Below are 21,945 nucleotides of genomic sequence, written 5' to 3'. Positions count from 1 at the left end.
TCAACCCATACGCCTGATCGCACTGATCGGTCCGTAGCTTCTCAGGCGGATTCGCTCTTCGGCCACCGCCAGCGGCTCGATCATCACGGTCATGCTGTGGCCGGTGGCATGGATGAAGTTCGTCTCGTCCATCATCAGGCCCACATGGCCTTTCCAGAACACGAGATCGCCGCGCTTGAGCCCGCTCAAATCCGGCCTCACCTCGACCAGCGTGCCGAGCCCATGCTCCTGCATGTCGCTGTCGCGCGGCGCCTTGATGCCGGCGGCCGTCAGCACGGTCTGGGCAAGGCCCGAACAGTCGATGCCGAGGCTCGTCTTGCCGCCCCAGAGATAGGGCGTGTGCAGGAAGCGCTCAGCCACAGCCACGTAATCAGCCTCGAATGCATCGAGGCCGCTTAAGTGAGCGGCGAAGACCCAGCCGCCGGTGGCAAGCTTTGCGTAGTCACCTTCGGTTTCCGTCACCGAAACCTTGGAGTTCAGGGTGAGATAGCTCCGATAGGGCAGCTTCAGGTTCGGTCCCGGATACACGAAGGTGCGGATGGCCCGCACCTTGTGGGTCGGCTCCGTTCCGGCTTCGCTTAGAGCTTCGCTCGGCAGGTAGCCCACATAGCCGTCGTCATGCAGTTGCACCCAGGCCCAGCCCTCGTGCTCGTCATAGACGGTCACGCTTTCCCCGAAGATCGCTTGCGTGTCCACAGGGGCCTCGCGGGAGGGGTGGCGGTGCAGGGCTGCGAAAGTGCTGATGAGGCGCTTCACCGTGCCAGTCGTGAAGCGCTCGGCTTCGACCTGCCCGCGCAGGCGCTCATCGGCGAGATCCGCGCGGACAGGCGTGATGCGGCGGTCGAAACTCATCGTGGAAACTCCTGAGCGATCATTTTGTCTTCTACTCTTCTCGAGGCTTTGCCGCCATCCGTTCAAGCGCCGTAGCGCTCCTTCAGGAGAGCATACATGAGGCGCGCCGCCTGGACCTCGCCGCCCTCGGGACGTCCCGGCCTGGTGGCGTTGTTCCAGGCGAAGATGTCGAAATGCACGTGCGCTTTCGCGGCCTCGACGAAGCGGCGCAGGAACAGGGCCGCCGTGATCGAGCCGCCCATGGGCCCGCCGGTGTTGTTCATGTCGGCGAACTTGGAATCGAGTTGGGCTTGGTAGGGATACCAGAGCGGCAGGCGCCAGACAGGGTCGTTCTCCGCTGCGCCGTGGCGGGCGATGTCGGCGGCCAATGCGTCGTCGTCGGTGTAGAAGGGCGGCAGCTCGGGGCCGAGCGCCACGCGGGCTGCGCCCGTCAACGTGGCGAAATCGACGAGAAGATCGGGGCTCTCCTCGTCGGCAAGCGCGAGGGCGTCGGCCAGGATGAGGCGCCCTTCCGCATCCGTGTTGCCGATCTCCACCGAGATGCCCTTGCGGCTCGGCAGGATGTCGCCGGGGCGGAAGGCGTTGCTGGAGATCGCGTTCTCCACGGCGGGGATCAGCACGCGCAGGCGCATGGGGAGCTTGGCGCCCATGATCATGTCGGCCAGCGCCAGCGTCGCGGCCGCGCCGCCCATGTCCTTGCGCATGAGCAGCATGGAGGAGGCGGGCTTGATGTCGAGGCCGCCGGTGTCGAAGGCAACGCCTTTACCCACGAGGGTAACACGTGGAGCGCTCGCATCACCCCAGGTGAAGTCGATCAGGCGCGGCGGCGTGATGGAGGCGCGGCCCACCGCGTGGATCATCGGGAAGTTCTGCTTGAGCAGATCGTCGCCGACGATGCTGGTGAAGGAGGCACCATGCCTGTCCGCCAGTTGGCGCGCGGCTGCCTCGATGCCGTCGGGTCCGAGGTCGTTGGTGGGCGTGTTGACGAGATCGCGGCTTGCTACAACAGCGTTCGCGATACGCGCTACATCCTCCCGATCGACGCCGTTCGGTACGACTAGGCGCACGGCCTTTTCGCTGCGCTTGCGGTAGCGGCCAAAGCTGTAGGTGCCGAGCAGCCAGGCGAGCGTGGCGAGCGTCGGGTTCGCGGCCTCGGTCTCGAAACGGTAAACGCCCTCCGGCAGCAGCATGGAAAGCTTTCCGGGGAGGAACGGATCGCTGTGCTTGGCGTCCGTTCCGTTGACGCCGAAAGCGACGCCAAACAGCTCACCATTGGCATCAGGCAGTAGACAGTGACTTCCGGCCTTGCCTGCAAATCCTTGCGCCCTCGCGAAGGCTTGGGCCGTCTGCGGAATCTGCCCCGCGATGTCGGGCCATGTCTGCTCGGTGACGAGCCAGATGGGCTTGGAGGCTTCGTTCGCGGAGGCGAGGAGGGGGTGAGGCATGGATGGTGACCTGGAAGGTTAAGATGGGCGCTTGGATGAGTTTTAAGGGTGAAAAGAAACGATGTCATCCCGGACGGAGCGTCAGCGTAGATCCGGGATCGGGTGCAGGATAAAGCACTGTCATTCCGGGGCCGCGCAAGCGGAGCCCGGAATCCATAAACACGACCTTACTTAACCTGAGCACTGTTAGCGGTTATGGGTTCCCGCCTTCGCGGGAATGACAATGTCGAGGCTCATGTACCCCATCCTGCACCCGATCCCGGATCGGCTTCGCCGTCCGGGATGACGGTGGGGCCTAACCCAATGCATGTTGGCGCACGATCCGCGCCAGACCTGCGATCAACGCCTGCTGCGTGTCCTTGATCTCCGCCCTGATGCCATGACGCTTCAGGGCGTGGACGTAGAGTTCCGCACGCTCAGGCGCTGCCAGAATGGTGACGTAGCTTGGACGGCCGAACTGCGCCAGCGCTCCGTTGATCTCGTCCCCGGTGAGCAGGCCCGACAGGTAGGGCGCGAGCAGGCTGCTGTGCATGCGGTTTGACACGACCGAGGCGCGGGCGCTGAACAGGAGATGCAGCAGGCCGACGCGGGCTTCGCCGGCGTTGCGCTCGGCAGCATCGAGGCCGAGGTCGAACCCTTTCGGATCCTCCGGCTGCGTCGCCGGGCGGCCGATCATGGAATGCTCGCGTAAGATGGCGTACATCTCGCCGGTCATGTAGGTGGCAAAGCGCTCGATGCGGCCGCCCCGCATTAGAATCCATTTGGGATGCGTGCCGGCCGAGCAGATCAGCCCATCCTCGATGCCCGCGCCCAGAACCAAGGTTTCCTCGCCGCGCATCACGTCGGCAGCGCCGGGAGCCGGCTCGCAGAACAGGCCCGGAATGATGTGGCCCTTGCGGCCGTTCTCCAGATCCACCGGCACCAGCGCCCGGGCGATTTCCGCAGGGCCTGCCGGGCAGGTGGCGTAGGGCGCCTCGACCCAGCCCTCGCGGCTGCCCACCATGCCGACCAGCAGCACCGGCGCGTCGGGCTCGGCCTGAAGCCACGACCCGCATTGCCGCAGGAACACGTCGCGATGCTGGCCCTTTTGCAGGGCTGAGACGCCCTCGTCCGACGAGACCTGATCGAGAATGGTTTCGTTCTCGATCAGGTAGCCGCGAAAGCGGGTCGTTCCCCAGTCGGCGACGATGAAGCGCAAGGCCGATAACCCCCGTTGTGAGCGATGAGGGATAAGTCGCGCGGGCTCTAGCGCGTTCCGTACATGCGGTCGCCGGCATCGCCCAAGCCCGGCACGATATAGCCGTGGTCGTTCAGGCGCTCGTCGATGGCGGCGGTCCAGATATGCACGTCCGGATGCGCGCTGCGCAGCCGCTCGATGCCCTCGGGCGCGGCGAGAAGGCACACGAAGCGCAGATCCTTGGCGCCGCGCTCCTTCAGGCGCTCGATGGCGGCCACGGCCGAGTTGGCGGTGGCGAGCATGGGGTCGAGCACCAGCACCATGCGGTCGGCGAGATCAGACGGAGCCTTGAAGTAATATTCCACCGCCTGAAGCGATTCCGGATCGCGGTAGAGGCCGATATGGGCCACGCGCGCCGCAGGCACGAGGGTGAGCATGCCGTCGAGAAAGCCGACGCCGGCGCGCAGGATGGGAGCCAGCACCAGCTTCTTGCCGGCAATCTGCGCGCCTTCCATGGTGGTCATGGGCGTCTCGATCTGGATGCGCTCAATCGGCAGATCGCGGGTGACCTCGTAGCAGAGGAGCATGCCGATTTCGTTGAGGAGCTGGCGGAAGCCCTTCGTCGAGCGTTCCTTGTCCCGCATCAGGGTCAGCTTGTGCTGAACCAGCGGATGATCGACCACGGTGACGCCCTGCATGTTTTTTCCCTCTTTGATCGTCGTCTGCTGATTCATTTAAAACACAGTCCCGTCACTGATCACGCTGAGAGGCGGCGAGCCGTCGCCGCGCTTCTCCTTCGCCAGTCTCCGTCCCGTGGCCCAGGTGCCGCCTTCGAGCGCCTTGGCCAGCGGGAAGTCCTCTGCGGCAAATCCTAGCCTTGCGCGGATCGGATCGGCAATGCGGTCGAGAAGGGCAACCGTCAAGGCCCGCCATTCCACCACGAGCTGCGAATCCACCGCATGGGCGCGGCTCGCGTCCGCCTGATCCTTCAGGGCGATCACGCCGCTATCGAGGAACAGCCCGCCGTTGCGGTATTCCGGCAGGCCCGTGAGGCCGTCGATCTCGACCACGGAAAAGCCCGCCCATTCGAGCGGCTCGATCAACGAGTAGGAGAGCCATTGGGACAGCTTGTGGAAGGGGACAAGCCCCTTGGTGGCATCCTGCGCCTCGACCAGCGGATGACGCCATGTATCGCCGAGGTCGACGCCGCCAAGGGCGATGCGGCCGGGCCAGATCGGGCCGAGATGGGTGAGCAGCGCCTCGAGGATCGCAGTCGCCTTGATGCGCTCGCCGTCGGCCGTGGCGGCGATGACGTCGAAGAGGCCGCCGGGGCGGGGATCGTCGACCTGTCCGAAAATGTCAGGATTTGTCGCAACGACGCGCCCGAGACGGTTGAGGAGCGCTGCGCGGCCCTCAAGGCCGACGAGCGGGTTGTCGGCCGAGACCTGGAAGCCTTCCGCCAGATCGTCTGCGGTGAGCGTCATCAGCACATCCGCATCGACGCGGAACGGATCCTCCGGGCGGCTTGAGAAAGCGCCGCTCACGAACATGTCGAAGCTCGCCACCGCAAGCCCCTCGGAGCGGTTATAGGTCTCGCCTGTGCGGCCTTCCTCGTAGCGCCATTGCGCGCCGGCGCCCGCATCGAGCAGCACGGACACGATGGCGAGGTCGAAGGCGGATCGCGCCATGTCGGCGGCTTTCTCCCAGGGGGCGCCGTGCATCACCGCGCCCCAGCGCTCGTGCCCTCCGGCGGCGAAGTGGCGCCAGCGCGCGTGGAACGGAATCTCAAGCGAAGGGTAGGCCTGTCGGATTGTCTTCACGACCTCGTCGGCGCAGGCGTCGAGCCGAGCGAGATCGACCGTGAAGTGCTGGAGACGGCCTTCGAGACCCGCCTGCAGAAGCTGATGCGACCGCTCCCGCACCGCCGCGGCGGAGAGAAGGCTGCGGGCGGCTTTGGTCTCGGGAGACAGGTCAGGCTGGGCGGTCACTCAAGGCTCCGATGATCTCGACGGGGATGCGATACCACAAACTTCTGGCACCACATCATCCCTGGACAGGACGGCTTGGGATAAGGTTAAAAACGAAGCGGGCACCGGCGGCAAGCCGGCACCCGCTTCGGGATCTTGCGCATCAGAAGCGTTCGAGGTCGCGGCCCTTCACCTGCTCCAGGGCCGAGGCATCCGGCGCACCTTCCGGCGTGTAGTAGCCGGCGGCCTTCTTGGCTTCGATTTCAACCTGCGCGTCCGGCGGCACCAGTTCGGCCGGGATCGGCACGCGCTCCACAACCTCGATGCCGGAGCCGGTGATCGCGTCGTACTTCATGTTCGACATGGACATGAGCCGGTCGATCCGCTGGATGCCGAGCCAGTGCAGCACGTCGGGCATGAGCTGCTGAAAGCGCGCATCCTGCACGCCTGCCACGCATTCCGTGCGCTCGAAATACGTGGAGGCCTGGTCGCCGCCCTCCTGCCGCTTGCGCGCATTGTAGACGAGGAACTTGGTGACCTCGCCGAGCGCGCGGCCCTCCTTGCGGTTATAGGCGATGACGCCCACACCGCCGCTTTGAGCCTCGCGCACGCATTCCTCGATGCCGTGCACGAGATAAGGCCGGCAGGTGCAGATGTCGGAGCCGAACACGTCGGAGCCGTTGCACTCGTCATGCACGCGACAGGCGATGCGTGTTTTCGGATCGCTCAGCCGCGAGACGTCGCCCACCACATATACCGTGATGTTGCCGATGGGCGGCAGGAACACGCTCACGTCGGGACGCGTGACGAGTTCCGGGAACATGCCGCCGGTCTGCTCGAACAGGGTGCGACGCAGTTCGCCTTCCGAGCAGCCGAAGCGCTCCGCGATGCCGGGCAGGTACCACACCGGATCGACCGCGATCTTGGTGACCGAGATGTCGCCGGATTCATGCAGGAAGCCGCCATCGGCCTTGAGGCGGCTCGCCCCCATGGCAGAGAGGATCTCCGGCATGTTGAGGCGGGCCTTCGTCACCGCGATGCTGGGGCGGATGTCGATGCCGCCCGCGATGTCATCCTGGAAGATCTGGCCTGCCATGTGCCCCCAGGGATCGAGGGACACGATCTTGCCTGGATCGAACCATTGCGGATGCGGGCCGATCTCGGCGGTGGGATGGGTGTTGTGCAGGTCGGGCCGCGACAGGGGGTTCATCGCCCGGGCCGAGATGGCGAGCGCCCGATAGAGGGAGTAGGAGCCGCCATGGGCGCCGATCACGTTGCGGTCAGCCGGATTGGTGACGCTGCCGATGATCGGCCCGCGCTCCTTGGGATCCTTGGCTCCCCACTTGATCGGATGCTTGATGGTGCCTGCGTTCGGCTCAGGATGGGAGGTGAGCCGGATATGCGTCGAGCGATTAGGCGAGCTCATGAACAATCTTCCACGCGAGAACGGGAAGACTCCCTCGACCGATCGCCGGAGAGCCTCCATACGATCTATGGGAGACTGATCTAAAGTTGCGGGGCCGTCAATGGCATAGAGGTCAAGGCGGCAGCTTGGCCGCAATGGCCAAGGTCGTCATCCCGGACGGAGCGTCAGCGCAGATCCGGGATCGCGTGCAGGACAAGGCGCTATTCTCGTCTAACGATCCCGGATCGGCTTCGCCGTCCGGGATGACGTGCCTTTAGAGCCAGGAAGTGCCTTTACCCCGATGGGCAACGCCCACATGGGCCAGCACGCTCGCCCCGATATCGGCAAAGCTCTCCCGCCGCCCGATGGCGCCAAGCTTCACCCCGGAGCCGAAGCTCAGGATCGGCACGTGCTCGCGGGTGTGGTCGGAGCCGCGCCAGGAGGGGTCGTTGCCGTGGTCGGCCGTGATGATGACGAGATCGCCCGGCTGGAGAGCGGCCTCGATCTCCGGGATGCGCCGGTCGAAGGCCTCGAGCGCCGCCGCATAGCCCGGGATGTCGCGGCGATGGCCGAACTCGCTGTCGAAATCGACGAGGTTCGCGAACACGAAGCCGCCGTCCGGCAGATCGCCCATGGCCTCGATGGCGGCCGACAGGCAGGCGTCGTTGCCGTTGGGCTTGATCTCCCGACCCGTCGAGCGATGGGCGAAGATGTCGCCGATCTTGCCCACGGTGACGACTGAGCGGCCCGCCTTGCCGAGCGTGTCGAGGATGGTGTCGGCCGGCGGCGGCGTGGCGAAATCCTTGCGGTTGCCGGTGCGCTTGAAGCCCGTCTCGGGCGAACCCACGAACGGACGGGCGATGACGCGGCCGATCTTGTATTCATCGCAGAGCTCGCGCCCGATCCGGCACAGCTCGTAGAGCCGCTCCAGCCCGAAGCTTTCCTCATGGGCGGCGATCTGCAGCACGCTGTCGACGGAGGTGTAGACGATGGGCTTGCCCGTGCGCATGTGCTCTGCGCCGAACTCATCGATCACGGTGGTGCCCGAGGCGTGCTTGTTGCCGAGGATGCCGGGCAGGTTGCCGCGCGCGATGAGCGCCGTGGTCAACTCCTCAGGAAAGGTCGGGATCGTGCTGGGGAAATAGCCCCAGTCGAAGGTGACGGGTACGCCTGTGATCTCCCAGTGGCCCGACGGGGTATCCTTGCCCTTGGAGGTCTCGACGCCATAGCCCCAGGCGCCTTTCAGCGGCCCCTGCGGTGCAAGGCCCGGCGGCATGCGCCCCGTGGAGGCCTCGAGGGCAAGGCCGAGACCCAGCGCCGTCATATGCGGCAGATGGAGCGGCCCCTGACGGAGGCCTGCCTGATCGCCGCGCCCCTCGGCGCAAGCCTCCGCGATGTGTCCGACCGTGTCGGCGCCGGCATCGCCATAGGCTTCGGCATCCTCTGCTCCGCCGATACCGACGGAATCGAGCACGATGAGAAGAGCGCGGGGCATTCAGTCAAATCCTTCAAGCCACGGGAATCACGACTGATACGTCATTGCGGCAAAAGATGCGATGCCCCTTCCGATGGTGCTGGCCCCCAGGCGTATGACCCTGGCAAGGGCTCAAAGGGCGGCCGGGCGGCGATGCGCAGGCATGGTCAGACGTTCACGGCCTATTCCCTGACCGCGTTCGAGGCCGCCGTTTCGAAGTTGAAGGCGGCAGCGAAGAGCGCCTTGGTGTAGTCGGTGCGGGGTGCCGCAAAGATGCTCTCGGCCGAGCCCTCCTCGACGATCTGGCCGTTCTGCATCACCACCACGTGGTTCGCGAGGGCCCGCACGACCTTGAGGTCGTGGCTGATGAACATGTAGGCGAGGTTGCGCCGCTTCTGCAGATCGCGCAGCAGTTCCACGATCTGCGCCTGCACGGACATGTCGAGCGCCGAGGTCGGCTCGTCGAGCATGATGAACTGGGGCTCCAGGGCCATGGCGCGGGCAATGGCGATGCGCTGGCGCTGGCCGCCGGAGAACTCGTGCGGGTAGCGGTCCATGGTGGACGGGTCGAGGCCCACGTCGTCCAGAGCCTTGGCCACGATGTTGCGGCGCTCCCCGTATGAGAGGTCCTTGTTCTGGACCAGCAGTCCTTCCTCGACGATCTCGGCAATCGACATGCGCGGCGACAGGGAGCCGTAAGGATCCTGGAACACCACCTGAAGGTTCTTGCGCATCGGCCGGATGTCCTTGGCGCGCATCCCGTCGATGCGGTTGCCGAGAAATACGATGGGCCCTTCCGACTGCACGAGGCGCAGGATCGCGAGCCCCAGCGTGGTCTTGCCGGAGCCGGACTCGCCCACCACGCCCACGGTCTCGCCCCGGCGCACCCGCACCGACACGCCGTCCACCGCCTTCACATGGCTGACGGTCCGCTGGAAGAAGCCGCGCTTGATCGGAAACCAGACCTTGATCGGCCCGGCCTCGACGATGACCGGCGCATCGTGAGACACGGGATTGGCGCGGCCTTTTGGTTCAGCCGCCAGCAGCCGCTGCGTATAGGGATGCTGCGGATTGCCGAAGACCTCCGCGACCGTTCCATGCTCGACGATCTTGCCCTTGAACATCACGCAGACCCGGTCGGCGATCTTGCGCACGATGCCGAGGTCGTGCGTGATGAAGAGCATGGACATGTTGAGCCTGCTCTTCAACTCGGCGAGCAGCTTGAGGATCTGCGCCTGCACCGTCACGTCCAGCGCCGTGGTCGGCTCATCGGCGATGAAGAGGTCAGGCTCGTTGGCAAGTGCCATGGCGATCATCACGCGCTGGCGCTGTCCGCCGGAGAGCTGGTGCGGATAGGCGCCGAGCCTGGATTCCGCCTCGCGGATTCCAACGAGCTGCAGAAGCTCCAGCGTGCGGGTGCGCGCCTCACGGTCATTGAGGCCGCGATGCAGTTTCAGGATCTCGCCGACCTGCCGCTCGATGGTGTGGAGCGGGTTGAGCGAGGTCATCGGCTCCTGGAACACCATGGTGATGTCGTTGCCGCGGACCTTGCGCATCTCGTTCTCGTCCGCGGGGATCAGATCCTTGCCCTTGAACAGGACACGGCCGGACGGATGATGCGCGGATGGATAAGGTAGGAGCTTGAGAACCGAGAGCGCCGTGACCGATTTGCCGGAGCCCGATTCGCCCACGAGTGCCACCGTCTCGCCCGGCATGACGTCGAAGGACACCCGGTCCACCGCCAGCATGTCGCCCCCGCCTTGGCGGAACGCGACGGAGAGGTCCTGAACGGAGAGGAGGGGTTCTGTCATCGGAACGTCTTCCGCGGATCGAAGGCATCGCGCACCGCTTCGCCGACGAAGATGAGAAGGCTGAGCATCACGGCGATCACGAAGAAGCCGGCGAGGCCGAGCCAGGGCGCCTGAAGGTTGGCCTTGCCCTGTGCGAGCAGTTCGCCCAGCGAGGGTGAGCCTGGCGGCAGGCCGAAGCCGAGGAAGTCGAGGGAGGTCAGGGTCGTGATCGAGCCGTTGATGATGAACGGCATGAAGGTGAGCGTCGCCACCATGGCGTTCGGCAGAAGATGCTTGAACATGATGGTGGCGTTGGACAGTCCCAGTGCTCGCGCAGCGCGCACATATTCGAAGTTGCGGGCGCGCAGGAACTCGGCGCGTACCACGCCCACGAGCGACACCCATGAGAACAGCAGCAGGATGCCGAGCAGCACGAAGAAGCTCGGCGTGATGACCGCCGAGATGATGATGAGCAGATAGAGCGAGGGAATCGCCGTCCAGACCTCGATGAAGCGCTGGAACAGCAGGTCCGTCCAGCCGCCGTAATAGCCCTGCACGGCGCCGGCCAGGACACCGACGATGGAGGAGATCCCGGCAAGCGTCAGGCCGAACAGAACCGAGATGCGGAAGCCGTAGATGAGACGCGCCACCACATCGCGGCCCTGATCGTCCGTGCCGAGCCAGTTCCACTCGATATCGTTGCAGCCGGTGCCGCCATTGCGCTCCGCAATCGGCCGGCACTGATCGTCGGTGAGCGTCCAGGTCGGCGGTGCGGGAGCCGGAACAGGAAGGTCGAGATTGTGCGTGTTGTAGGAGAAGCGGACCGGTGCCCAGATGAGCCAGCCATTGTCCTGAATTTCTTTGGCGATCACCGGGTCGCGATAATCCGTGACCGCCAGGAAGCCGCCGAACTTCTCCTCCGGATAATTTACGAAGGCCGGGTAGAGCAGCTCGCCCTTGTAGGAGGCGAGGATCGGCTTGTCGTTGGCGATGAGCTCCGCGAACATGCTCAGGACGAACAGGACAACGAAGATCCAGAACGACCAGTAGCCGCGGCGGTTCGCCTTGAAGTTTTCCCATCGCCGCCGATTGAGCGGCGACAGCTTGATGAAGCCCTGGCGCGGCAGCGGCGGCGCGACGGGCGAGGAGGCGGGAGAGACGACGGGCACGTTCTCGTTCATCTCACGCCTCCCTCACCATCGTCATGGCCGGACTTGTTCCGGCCATCCACGTCTTGGGAACAGCCGCGCCAAAAGACGTGGATACCCGGCACAAGGCCGGGCATGACGGGCGTGTTATTGCCTCGGTGGAGGATCATGAGGACGCATGACTTCATCTCACGCCTCCCGGGTCTCGAAGTCGATCCGCGGATCGATCCAGGTATAGGTGAGGTCGGACACGAGGTTCACAGCCAAGCCCACCAGCGAGAAGATGTAGAGATTGGCGAACACCACCGGGTAGTCGCGGTTGACGATGGATTCGAAGGAGAGGAGTCCGAGACCATCGAGCGAAAAGATCGTCTCGATCAGCAGCGCGCCGGCGAAGAAAGCTCCGATGAAGGCGCCGGGGAAGCCTGCGATCACGATGAGCATCGCATTGCGGAACACGTGGCCGTAAAGCACCTGCCGCTCGGACAGGCCCTTCATGCGCGCGGTGAGCACGTATTGCTTGCGGATCTCGTCGAGAAACGAGTTCTTCGTCAGCAGGGTCGAGGTGGCGAAGGCCCCAAGCGCCATGGCGGTGATGGGCAGAACGAGGTGCCAGAAGTAATCCGCGATCTGCCAGTACCACGGCATGAAGGCCCAGTTCTCCGAGGTCAGGCCGCGCAGGGGAAAGACCTGCCAGAACGAACCACCGGCAAACAGCACGATCAGCAGGATCGCAAAGAGGAAGCCTGGAATGGCATAGCCGATGATGACGATGGCCGAGGTCCAGATGTCGAAGGTGGAGCCGTCCCGCACCGCCTTCTTGATGCCGAGCGGAATCGAGATGGCATAGGAGATCAGCGTCATCCAGAGGCCGAGGCTGATCGAGACCGGCAGCTTCTCCTTGATCAGCTCCAGCACGGAGATATCGCGAAAATAGCTCTTGCCGAAATCGAAGCGCGCATAATCCCAGATCATCTTCAGGAAGCGCTCATAGGCAGGCTTGTCGAAGCCGAACTGCGTCTCAAGCTGCTTGATGAACTGCGGATCCAGCCCCTGCGCGCCGCGATAGCGCGACGAGGACGCATCCCCCGCGCCTCCGCCTCCGGGTGACTGGCCTCCGCCCGCCATATCGCCGCCGCCGCCGGAGATGCGCGAGGTGGCGCCTGAATCCTGGCCCTGGAGCTGGGCGATGATGCGCTCGACGGGCCCGCCGGGCGCGAACTGCACGAGCACGAAGGAGATGAGCATGATCCCCAGGATAGTGGGGATCATGAGGAGAACGCGACGCGCAATATAGGCCAGCATCAAGCGCCTGCTGCTTGCCGGCCGATACGGCCGAGATGGGTGTCGTTGAAGCTGGACGAATATTTCAAGCCATATCCCAACATGCGGTCGAACCCGATATGCGCCGCCCAGATGGCAGCGACCCCGAGCAGCATAGAGTGATCGAGGAAAAGACCAAGCCCTGCAAAGAGCGCAGGCCCGAGGGTGGAGTGCAGGGCATTATAGGCCACGGCGCCGAGCCGGGGACCGGCCAAGTAGCCTGCAAAGCTCAGGTCGGGCGTCAGGAAGAGAACCGCATAGAGCCACCAGGAGGTGCCGGTATGGGCGAAGGCCCATGTGGCCAGGATGAAGAGAGCCATGCCCTCGAGGCGAAGAAGCAGGCGGGGCATGTCCGGCTCATTGTGCGTCGTCACAACTCTATCCAAGCCTTATCCTCGCCCGATCCGCTTCGCCTTCTCGGCATCGTACCACCAGGTTCCCGGCGCGCCCGAGGCGAAGCGCGGCTTGGTCTCCGGACGCGAGAACTGGTCCCAATAGGCATACCAGTCGCTGGCCTTGAACCACATGGGGATCCAATAATGGCCCGAACGGAGAACCCGGTCCAGGGCGCGGCAGGCGATGTTCAGCTCCTGGCGCGACTTGGCCCTGCCGATAGTCTCGATCAGGGCGTCGACGGCCGGGTGCTCGATCCCGGCCAGGTTCTGCGCTCCCGGGGTGCGGGCGGCCTGTGAGCCGTAGACGGTTCGCAGGCTGTCGCCGGGCGTTGTGACGCCGACGAGGGCCCGGCTCGTGATGTCGAAATCGTATTCGTTCAGCCGCTGCTGATATTGTGCCGCATCCACGATGCGCGAGCGGGCATCGATGCCGAGCCGCTTCAGGTTGTTCTGGAACGGCTGAGTATGCGGCTGAAGGAAAGTCGCGGCATCGAGGAACTCGATCACGAAGGGCTGTCCGTTCGGTAGTTTGAGAACGCCGCCGTCGCGCTTGCACCCGGCCTGTCGCAGAAGCTCGTCTGCCCGGCGCAGCAGCTGCCGGTCTTGGCCCGACCCGTCGGAGACGGGCGGCACAACGGGCTCGTCGAAGACGGAGGCCGGCAGCTTGTCCCGGAACGGCTCCAGCAGCGCCAGTTCCTCGCTCGACGGACGGCCCACAGCCTTCATGTCCGAGTTCTCAAAGAACGATGTTGTGCGGCGATACGAGCCGAACATGATGTTCGTGTTGGTCCATTCGAAATCGAACGCCAACCCGATCGCCTCGCGGATGCGCGGGTCCTTGAACATCTCGCGGCGCGTGTTGAAGTACCAGCCCTGGATCGGCGCCGGCAGGGTGTTGGGAAGCTCCTCCTTCTTGACGCGTCCCTCGCGCGCCGCCGGGAAGTCGTAGCCCGTTGCCCAGGTTCGCGATGTCGACTCCTCGTGGAAGTTGAGCGTGCCGTTCTTGAACGCCTCGAACGCCACCGTGCGGTCGCGGAAATAATCGTAGCGGACGCGGTCGAAATTGTTCTGCCCCACATTCACGGGCAGATCCTTGGCCCAGTAATCGGGCACCCGATCGAACTCGATGAAGCGCCCGACCTCGAAGCGTCCCACCTTGTACGGACCCGAGCCGAGCGGGGCTTCGAGCGTGGCAGCCTCGAAATCCTTGCCCTGCCAGTAGCGCTCGGAGAGAATCGGCAGTCCGGCGACGACGAGATGCAGGTCGCGGCTGCGCTGCGGCGTGAACTGGACGCGCAGGACCTCGTCCGATTCCGCTTCCGCCGAGGCCAGTTGCAGCAGGAGCTGACTGAAGACCGGGTGGCCTTTGGTTTTGAGGATGTTCAACGAGAAGGCCGCATCCTTCGCAGTCAGCTTCGAGCCGTCATGGAAGCGCGCCTCGGGCCGCAAGGTGAAGCGATAGGTGAGCTTGTCGTCGGAGATGCGCACGCTCTTCGCCACGAGGCCATACAGCGCATCGGGCTCGTCGCCGGAGCCGGCCATCAGGGTGTCGAAGGTGCCGGCCATGCCCGCTGCGCCGTCGCCTTTCAGCACGAAGACATTGAGCGTGTTGAACGTATCGAAGTTCTGGTTGCCCAGCGTCTGCTTGATCTGGATCGCCAGCGTGCCGCCTTTCGGAGCCGCCGGGTTCACGTAATCGAAATGCTTAAAGTCGGGCGGGTACTTGAGCTCGCCGAAGCTGGAGAGACCATGGGTCTCAGAGCCGTTGCCTTCCTGCGTCCAACCAGTGCGCGGAAGGACTGAGAGCGCAGCAGTCGCTGCCCCTGTTCGAAGAATGTGACGGCGGCTGAACTCTCTCATCGCGGCGCTCCCGTCTTGGCAGCCTTGGCCTCATCGTACCACCAGACGGTCGGGAAGGCGGCACCACCATAACGCGGCATATTTTCGGGATGGCTGTAGCGGTCCCAGCGGGCGGTGCGCTGCTTGAGCGACGTCCATTGTGGAACGACATAATCGTGCGCCAGCAGCACGCGGTCGAGCGCCTTTGTGGCGGCGACCAGTTCGTCGCGGTCCTTGGCGAAGATCACGCGATCGATGAGCGCGTCGACCGCAGGATCCGCAATGCCGGCGAGGTTTTGCGAGCCTTCGCGGCTTGCTGCCTGCGAGCCCCAGAACTCACGCTGCTCATTGCCGGGCGAGGACGACTGAGGCCAGAGGCCCGTGGTGATGTCGAAGTCGAAAGCACGGGTGCGGTTGGTCTCCTGAACGTCGTCCACGGTGCGCACGCTGGCGGCGATGCCGAGCCGCTTGAGAACATCCGCATAGGGCAGAAAGATGCGCTCGTCGTTGGGGCTGCTGCCGAGAAGCTCGACGCTGAAGACCTCGCCCTTGGCGTTGACGCGGTGGCCGCCCTTCACCTCCCAGCCTGCTTCCTTCAGCAGGCGGTCGGCCTCGCGCAGGTTGTTGCGAATGGCCTCTGGCGAGTCGTTGACCGGGTTTTTGTAAGGTGTGGTGAAGACCGACGGAGGCACCTTGTCGCGCACGCTCTCCAGGATCTCCAGCTCCTTGCCCTCTGGCAGACCCGATGATGCGAGATCCAATCCGTAGAAGTAGCTCGAGGGCCGCTCATAGAGCCCGTAGAAGATCGTCTTGTTCAACTCCTCGAACGGGAAGGCGAGGTTGAAGGCCCGGCGGACGCGCTGATCCTTGAACTGGTCGCGCCTGAGATTGAGCACGAAGGCCTGCATCCTGCCGCTCGCGCGGATCGGGAATTCCTCACGGATCACGCGGCCTTCCTGGCGCGCCGGGAAGTCATAACCGACGGCCCAGTTGCGGGCGCTGTTCTCGGAACGGAAATCGATGCGGTCGCCCTTGAAGGCTTCGAGCAGCACCGTCGCGTCGCGGTAATACTCGAAACGGATCTCGTCGAAATTGTTCTGGCCGACATACACGTTGAGATTGGCACCCCAATGATCCTTCACGCGCTCGTAAGCAGCGGTGCGGCCAGCCTCGAAGCTCTTGAGACGGTAGGGGCCTGAGCCCAGCGGCGGCTCCAGGGTCGTCTGCGTGATGTCGCGCTTGCGCCCGTCCGGCGTGGTCCCTTCCCACCAGTGCTTGGGCAGGACGATGAGCTGTCCCATGATCTGCGGCAGCTCGCGGTTGCCCTTCTCGTCGAAGGTGAATTTCACCTCCCGTTCGCCCAGCTTCTCGGCCTTGGTCACGTTGGCATAGTAGAAGGCGTAAGTGGGGCTATTGGTCTTCAGTGCCTCGAAGGAGAAGATCACGTCGTCCGCCGTCACCGGCTTCCCGTCGTGCCAGCGCGCTTCGGGACGCAGGCGGAAGGTGACGGAGGAATAGTCTTCCGGGTACGAAAAAGCCTCGGCCAGGAGACCATAGGACGAGTTGGGCTGGTCGAGGGCGGATGTGGTCAAGGCCTCGTAGACGAGCCCGATCCCCTGTTCGGGCGAGCCCTTCACGCCGGCCACCACAATGTTGAAGCTGTCGAAGGTGCCTTGGGCGCCGAGGCGCACCAGCCCGCCCTTGGGAGCATCCGGGTTCACATAGTCGAAATGCTTGAAGCCTGCCGGGTATTTCGGCTCGTCGAGCAGGACCGATCCGTGCCGCCATCGCGCTTCCTGGGCTGCGAGGGGGCTGAGGGCAAGACAGGCAGCCAGGAGGCTCGGCAGAAGGGTACGGATCACACGGCGTCTCCTAGGATGTGAGGCGTCTGTCCAAGCATCGGACCCAAAAGTGGAACTGCACTTTTGGGATCAATCCGATGCTTCTTCTTTATACTGGCGCATCGTTCGGAGCGGAAAACCGGATCCCACTTTTCCGTCCGATGCGCTAGCTACATTTTTGGGCGCTGTGGAGCGAGCGCAAGGGACAACGCCTGAAAGGAGAGGCGGCTCAAAAGAAAAAGCCGGGCTTTTCGGCCCGGCTTTCGGAAATGTGAGAGGGGGGTGTCTTACTGGGCTGCCGGAGCGGCAGGAGTTCCTCCTGCAGCGGGCGCCGCAGGGGCGGCCGCATTGGCCGGAGCCGCAGCGGCGGAGGCCTCAGGGAGCGGAGGAGCCGCGGGGGAGACCGACTTCAGATAGGCGATGAGATCGGCCCGCTCCTTGGCCTGGGCGATGCCCGCGAAGGCCATGATGGTGCCGGGGACGGCCTGCTTGGGGTTCTGGATGAAGGCGTTCAGAGCCTCGTAATTCCAATCGCCGCCCTTGCCCTTGAGGGCGCCCGAGTAGTTGAAGCCCGCGTGAGACGCGAGAGCACGGCCGACCACGCCATGAAGGTTTGGGCCGACCTTGTTGGGTCCGCCCTCCTCGAAGGTGTGGCAGGAAGCACACTTCTTGGCCGCAGCCTGACCCTTGGCGACGTCGGCGCTGGCGAGAAGAATGGGAAGCGGCTCGGCCGGAGCGGCGGCGCCCGCATCGGCGGTCGCGCCTTCATCCGGTGCCGGGAGGTCATAGCCTGGAACGGCGGGCTTATGGGGAGAAAACAGGCCGCCGGCGATGACATTGACGCCGACCACGAAAAGAAGCGAGGCGAAAACGGCGCCTGCGATCTTATTGGTCTCGATATTCATGAGTGAGGCTCTCCTCGCCTTCGTAAAAGCGGCGAAACCAGCGCAGCAGAAAGGATCCGCAGGCGGGTGCCCGCGTCGGGGCGTTGCTTAGCCGTTGTCATGGGGGTTTGACAATGGGGTTTCCGGAGGTTTTCGCCGTTCTCGTGGTCGCAGTTCGGGGTTGCAACGAATTCAGGGTGCCTCGAGGTCCCTGGATAGAGTGCCGCACACGGTCATGACAAACAGGGCGCGCCTTGCTAAGGACGCTCAAGCCCCAGCCCTTGAAGACCCCTCTGCCTTGAAGATCGCGCCATGTCCGACCCTCTCGTCCTCATCCCGGCCCGTATGGCCGCAATGCGCCTGCCCAACAAGCCGCTCGCCGACATCGCGGGGGAGCCCATGATTGTCCATGTGTGGCGCCGGGCCATGGAAGCAGGGATCGGACCCGTGGCGGTCGCTACCGATGCGCCCGAGATCGCCGAAGCCGTGACGCGGGCGGGTGGCCATGCGGTCATGACGCGGGCCGACCATGCCTCCGGGTCCGACCGCATCTTCGAGGCTGTGGAAAAGCTCGACCCGGACGGGCGGCACGACGTGATCGTGAACGTGCAGGGGGACCTGCCGACCGTCGATCCCCGGGCGATTGCCGCTTCGATCACCCCGCTCTCGGATCCGCAAGTCGATCTTGCGACCCTGGTGGCGGTTATCGGGCGCGAGGAGGAGAGGACCAATCCCAATGTGGTGAAGATGGTGGGAAGCCAGATCTCCCCGGGCCGCTTCCGCGCGCTCTACTTCACCCGGGCGACCGCGCCCTATGGTGACGGGCCGCTCTATCATCACATCGGTCTCTACGCCTACCGCCGCAAGGCGCTGCAGCGTTTCGTCGGCCTGAAGCCGTCACCCCTGGAGCTGCGCGAGAAGCTGGAGCAGCTGCGCGCGCTCGAAGCCGGCATGCGCATCGATGCCGTTGTCGTCGACGACGTGCCGCTGGGCGTCGATACTCCCCACGATCTGGACAGAGCGCGTGAGATCATCGCGGCGCGGAGGCAATCATGAGCAAGTTGATTTCGTTCCAGGGCGAATTGGGCGCCAATTCCCACACCGCCTGCGCGCAAGCCCGTCCCGACTGGGAGGCGCTGCCATGCCCGACCTTCGAGGACGCTTTCGCTGCCGTGAACGAGGGTCCGGCGAGCCTCGCCATGATCCCGATCGAGAACTCGATTGCGGGCCGCGTGGCCGACATCCACCATCTGCTGCCGACCTCGGGTCTGCACATCGTCGGCGAGCATTTCCTGCCGATCCATTTTCACCTGATGGCCGTCCCGGATGCCAATCTCGGCACCATCAAGGACGTCTACAGCCACGTCCATGCGCTCGGCCAGTGCCGCAAAATCATCCGCAAGCTGGGCTTAAAAGCGCATGTGGCCGGCGACACCGCAGGCTCTGCCCGCGAGGTGGCGGAATGGAAGGACCCGACCCGGGCGTCGCTGTCGCCCCGAATGGCGGCCGACATCTACGGCCTCAAGATCCTGGCCGAGAACGTGGAGGACGAGGCTCACAACACCACCCGCTTTGTCATCCTGTCGAAAACGCCGCAATGGGCTCCGGCCAGCGAGGGCCCGACGGTCACGTCCTTCGTGTTCCGCGTCCGCAACCTGCCGGCGGCTCTCTACAAGGCGCTCGGGGGCTTCGCCACCAACGGCATCAACATGACGAAGCTCGAGAGCTACATGCTCGAAGGCGAGTTCCTGGCCACGCAGTTCTACGCCGAGGTGGACGGTCACCCGGAGGACGCCAACCTCAAGCGAGCGCTCGAGGAGCTGGAATTCTTCTCCCGTGAGCTGCGGATTTTGGGTGTCTACCCGGCCGATCCGTTCCGGGAGAAGATCAAGGAAGCGGCGGAGTGACGATCCGCATCCGCGATGCCGTTGAGGCTGACGTGGAAGGCATTGCCAGGGCCCACGTCCAGGGCTGGCGCGAATCCTACAAGAGCTTCCTCTCACCGGAGGCCCTCGCGGGTCTCTCCGTCGAGGAGCGGGTCCAGTTATGGCAACGGGCTCTGGCCGAGCCGGAGCCCAGGGCCAGGCTCCTCGTGGCTGAAGCCGATGACGGCGAGATCGTCGGGTTCATCCGAGGCGGGCCGATCCGCGGCCAGGGTGTCGATCTTCTCGGGACCGATGCCGAGATCTATGCCATCTACCTGCTCGACAAGGTCAAGCGGCAGGGCATCGGTCGCAGGCTCATGGCCGGCGTCTTCGATCACCTCGCCGCCCACGGCATCCGCTCGGTCGCCCTGTGGGTCCTGAAGGACAACCTGCCTGCCCGCCACTTCTATGAATCTCTGGGCGGCACATCCGGAGCTGAGCAGTCCTTCGACCTACGCGGTCAGATGGTCACCGAGGTTGCGTATCGGTTCGAGCTGCCCCCGGAGGGTTGATTTGTCCTCGACGCGCGTCACCCCCAGCGCATGAAGTGCGGGAAGGAGATCCATCCTCACGCCCAACGCTCTGGATCCCCTTCCACTCAGCTACGCTCCGGCCGGGAATGACACTCTTGGGGTTCTGACACTCCCCGGTTCCAACACCCTCTCCGTCATCCCCGGACTTGGTCCGGGGATCCACGTCTTTGCTGTCCACCGCTCCTGCCTCATCCTGAGGAGGTCGCGCAGCGACCGTCTCGAAGGATCATCCAGTGCTCTCTGGAGCCTCCTTCGAGACGCAGACTGCGTCTGCTCCTCAGGATGAGGATGGAGAGGGTGGGTGGCAAAGACGTGGATGGTCGGGACAAGCCCGGCCATGACGGCGCGGGGATGACAGCAGGTGGAAGGATCAATGTTCTTATTTTGTTCTTGATTGTTGCTCTAAGCTCGGCTATAAGGTTGCGTAGACCTGTTCCTGTGAGGGGCGCGCTCGCGAGGCGTCGCAGTGTGGGAGCAGGCACGGTCCCGTGCAGAGGTTTCGCAAACCTGTGCGACGGGAGGCCCAGGCTGCGTGCCGGTGGTCGGAATCGGTTCAAGGCCCCCGCTGAGCAGGCGGGCCCCGCCTTGAGCGGTCACCGGGCTGGCATCGCTTGAACGCCTAAAGAAGCCGTGCGCGAAGAGGCACCTCGGCTCTTCCATTTCACCAACACACATCGAGCCGGGCTGCCCGTCGCGCCACCCTCGATCAACCTTCAGGCTCGCAGCACCCGCTGCGGGCCCCAAGGTGCTGGCTCTTTGACAGAGACATCAAGTGGGTCATCCCGGATGGCAGAGCCGATCCGGGATCGGATGACGAGTAAAGCCCTGTCATCCCGGGGCTGCGCAGCAGAGCCCGGGATCCATAACCGCCGACGGTGCAGAACGAGGCGCAACGCGGTTCGCTCTTCTTGAGGCGTCAGCGGTGATGGATCCCCGCCTGCGCGGGGATGACACCGGTGAGGATCCAACACCTTATCCTGCCCGCGACCCCGGATCTTCGCTCACGCTCCGTCCGGGATGACGTACCATCGTGAGAGCTGGCTCTACTCCTTCACCCACTCCCGAATGAGGTGGTGCGCAATGGCAATCGGAGCCGGCGCCAGGAATTCCTCGTGGGCGCCTTCCAGCATGCGCCGGATGTCGTCCTTGGTGAACCAGCGGGCGTCCTCGAGCTCCTCGCCGTCGAAGGCGATGTCGTCGTTGAGCGCTTCCCCAATGCAGCCGATCATGACGTTCGACGGGAAGGGCCAGGGCTGGGAGGCGAGATAGCGCACGGCACCCACCCGGATGCCGGCCTCCTCGAAGGTCTCCCGGCGCACCGCGTCCTCGATGGTCTCGCCAGGCTCCAGGAAGCCGGCGAGGCAGGAATACATCTTTTCCGGAAAGCGCGGCTGGCGGCCCATCAGGCACTTGTCGCCGCGGGTCACGAGCATGATGACGACCGGATCGGTGCGCGGGAAATGCTGGGCCCCGCAGGCCGCGCAATCGCGCCGGAAACCGGCCTGGGCCGCTTGCGTCGGCGCACCGCAATTGGCGCAGAAGCGGTGGCGGCGGTGCCAGTCGAGCATCGACTTCGCCATGGCGAGCATCCCAAGCTCCTCCGCCGGCACGAGGCCGCGCACCGCGATGGATCGCAGGTCGACGGCCGTGAAGACCGGGTCGTCCTGAAACAGCTCGGCCGCCTCCGGGGCGACCAGGGTCGCCACAACGGGGCGGTCGTTGAGCGTGCCGAGAAACACCTGCTCCTGGTGGGCGGGAAGGCGCCCCAGGATCTCGGCACTCAGGAGGCACGTTCCCGGCTCGCCGGTCCGCAGGACGGGCAGGTCGCCGGCCAGGACGACCATGGCTGTCCAGGGATTGGCCACGGCGTTGGCGATCGCCTCCGGGTCCCGCTCCGCGCTGTGGCGGACGAGCGGGTTCGTGATGTAGGCGATGGGTCGGATCATG

Annotated in this window: 18 protein-coding genes; 3 read left to right on the top strand and 15 right to left on the bottom strand. The window is 64.7% G+C overall.

Annotated features, from left to right (window positions below; all coding sequences use genetic code 11):
* From IC232_RS01070 to IC232_RS01005, 14 genes are all read right to left on the bottom strand, one after another.
* Complete coding sequence (locus IC232_RS01070) at window positions 1–852, bottom strand: C40 family peptidase (protein ID WP_190843041.1); 852 nt, start codon at window positions 850–852, stop codon at window positions 1–3.
* Window positions 853–914: 62 nt separating this feature from the next.
* Entirely contained in the window at window positions 915–2,297 is a 1,383-nt protein-coding gene (locus IC232_RS01065; RefSeq protein ID WP_190843040.1) for a leucyl aminopeptidase family protein, read from the bottom strand.
* Window positions 2,298–2,592: 295 nt separating this feature from the next.
* Complete coding sequence (locus IC232_RS01060) at window positions 2,593–3,495, bottom strand: 2-dehydro-3-deoxygalactonokinase (protein WP_190843039.1); 903 nt, start codon at window positions 3,493–3,495, stop codon at window positions 2,593–2,595.
* A 47-nt stretch (window positions 3,496–3,542) separates the two neighbouring features.
* The gene (gene upp / locus IC232_RS01055) at window positions 3,543–4,172 is read right to left on the bottom strand and encodes a uracil phosphoribosyltransferase (protein ID WP_036356995.1); all 630 of its coding nucleotides are present in this window, start codon (window positions 4,170–4,172) and stop codon (window positions 3,543–3,545) included.
* Between the two features lie 36 nt (window positions 4,173–4,208).
* A complete protein-coding gene (locus tag IC232_RS01050; protein ID WP_190843038.1) occupies window positions 4,209–5,462 on the bottom strand; it encodes a URC4/urg3 family protein in 1,254 nt (417 codons plus the stop codon).
* Between the two features lie 142 nt (window positions 5,463–5,604).
* Entirely contained in the window at window positions 5,605–6,867 is a 1,263-nt protein-coding gene (locus IC232_RS01045) for a GTP cyclohydrolase II (RefSeq protein WP_190843037.1), read from the bottom strand.
* 253 nt (window positions 6,868–7,120) lie between these two features.
* On the bottom strand, window positions 7,121–8,341 hold the full coding sequence (locus IC232_RS01040; RefSeq protein ID WP_190843036.1) for a phosphopentomutase: 1,221 nt from the start codon (window positions 8,339–8,341) through the stop codon (window positions 7,121–7,123).
* Between the two features lie 161 nt (window positions 8,342–8,502).
* Complete coding sequence (locus IC232_RS01035) at window positions 8,503–10,131, bottom strand: ABC transporter ATP-binding protein (RefSeq protein ID WP_190843035.1); 1,629 nt, start codon at window positions 10,129–10,131, stop codon at window positions 8,503–8,505.
* Complete coding sequence (locus IC232_RS01030) at window positions 10,128–11,291, bottom strand: ABC transporter permease (RefSeq protein ID WP_190843034.1); 1,164 nt, start codon at window positions 11,289–11,291, stop codon at window positions 10,128–10,130. The genes IC232_RS01035 and IC232_RS01030 overlap by 4 nt, the downstream gene beginning before the upstream one ends.
* A 156-nt stretch (window positions 11,292–11,447) precedes the next feature.
* Window positions 11,448–12,563: a microcin C ABC transporter permease YejB gene (locus IC232_RS01025; RefSeq protein ID WP_190843032.1), complete on the bottom strand. Its 1,116-nt coding sequence runs from the start codon at window positions 12,561–12,563 to the stop codon at window positions 11,448–11,450.
* Window positions 12,563–12,931 carry a DUF4260 domain-containing protein gene (locus IC232_RS01020; protein ID WP_190843029.1) on the bottom strand — a complete coding sequence of 123 codons (369 nt, stop codon included), beginning with the start codon at window positions 12,929–12,931 and terminating at the stop codon, window positions 12,563–12,565. The genes IC232_RS01025 and IC232_RS01020 overlap by 1 nt, the downstream gene beginning before the upstream one ends.
* Before the next feature lie 39 nt (window positions 12,932–12,970).
* Window positions 12,971–14,836 (bottom strand): extracellular solute-binding protein, encoded by a 1,866-nt coding sequence (locus IC232_RS01015; RefSeq protein ID WP_190843027.1) that lies wholly within the window; start codon window positions 14,834–14,836, stop codon window positions 12,971–12,973.
* The gene (locus tag IC232_RS01010; protein WP_190843023.1) at window positions 14,833–16,677 is read right to left on the bottom strand and encodes an extracellular solute-binding protein; all 1,845 of its coding nucleotides are present in this window, start codon (window positions 16,675–16,677) and stop codon (window positions 14,833–14,835) included. Before IC232_RS01010 ends, IC232_RS01015 begins: the two co-directional genes overlap by 4 nt.
* A 266-nt stretch (window positions 16,678–16,943) precedes the next feature.
* Window positions 16,944–17,561: a c-type cytochrome gene (locus tag IC232_RS01005; protein WP_190843021.1), complete on the bottom strand. Its 618-nt coding sequence runs from the start codon at window positions 17,559–17,561 to the stop codon at window positions 16,944–16,946.
* A gap of 291 nt (window positions 17,562–17,852) precedes the next feature.
* Here IC232_RS01005 and IC232_RS01000 point away from each other — a divergent pair, with 291 nt between their 5' ends.
* From IC232_RS01000 to IC232_RS00990, 3 genes are read left to right on the top strand one after another with little or no spacing between them, the layout of a single operon-like run.
* Entirely contained in the window at window positions 17,853–18,596 is a 744-nt protein-coding gene (locus IC232_RS01000; protein ID WP_190843019.1) for a 3-deoxy-manno-octulosonate cytidylyltransferase, read from the top strand.
* Window positions 18,593–19,447 (top strand): prephenate dehydratase, encoded by an 855-nt coding sequence (locus tag IC232_RS00995; RefSeq protein ID WP_210335180.1) that lies wholly within the window; start codon window positions 18,593–18,595, stop codon window positions 19,445–19,447. Before IC232_RS01000 ends, IC232_RS00995 begins: the two co-directional genes overlap by 4 nt.
* Complete coding sequence (locus IC232_RS00990; protein ID WP_190843017.1) at window positions 19,444–19,977, top strand: GNAT family N-acetyltransferase; 534 nt, start codon at window positions 19,444–19,446, stop codon at window positions 19,975–19,977. Before IC232_RS00995 ends, IC232_RS00990 begins: the two co-directional genes overlap by 4 nt.
* Window positions 19,978–21,041: 1,064 nt before the next feature.
* On the opposite strand, the gene nudC is transcribed toward IC232_RS00990, so the two are convergent.
* A complete protein-coding gene (gene nudC / locus IC232_RS00985) occupies window positions 21,042–21,944 on the bottom strand; it encodes an NAD(+) diphosphatase (protein WP_190843015.1) in 903 nt (300 codons plus the stop codon).
* Window position 21,945 lies beyond the last annotated feature (1 nt).

Origin of the sequence: Microvirga sp. (assembly GCF_014699075.1) — a bacterium.
Classification (GTDB): Bacteria; Pseudomonadota; Alphaproteobacteria; order Rhizobiales; family Beijerinckiaceae; genus Microvirga.
This window is presented reverse-complemented; position numbering and strand designations above follow the sequence as displayed.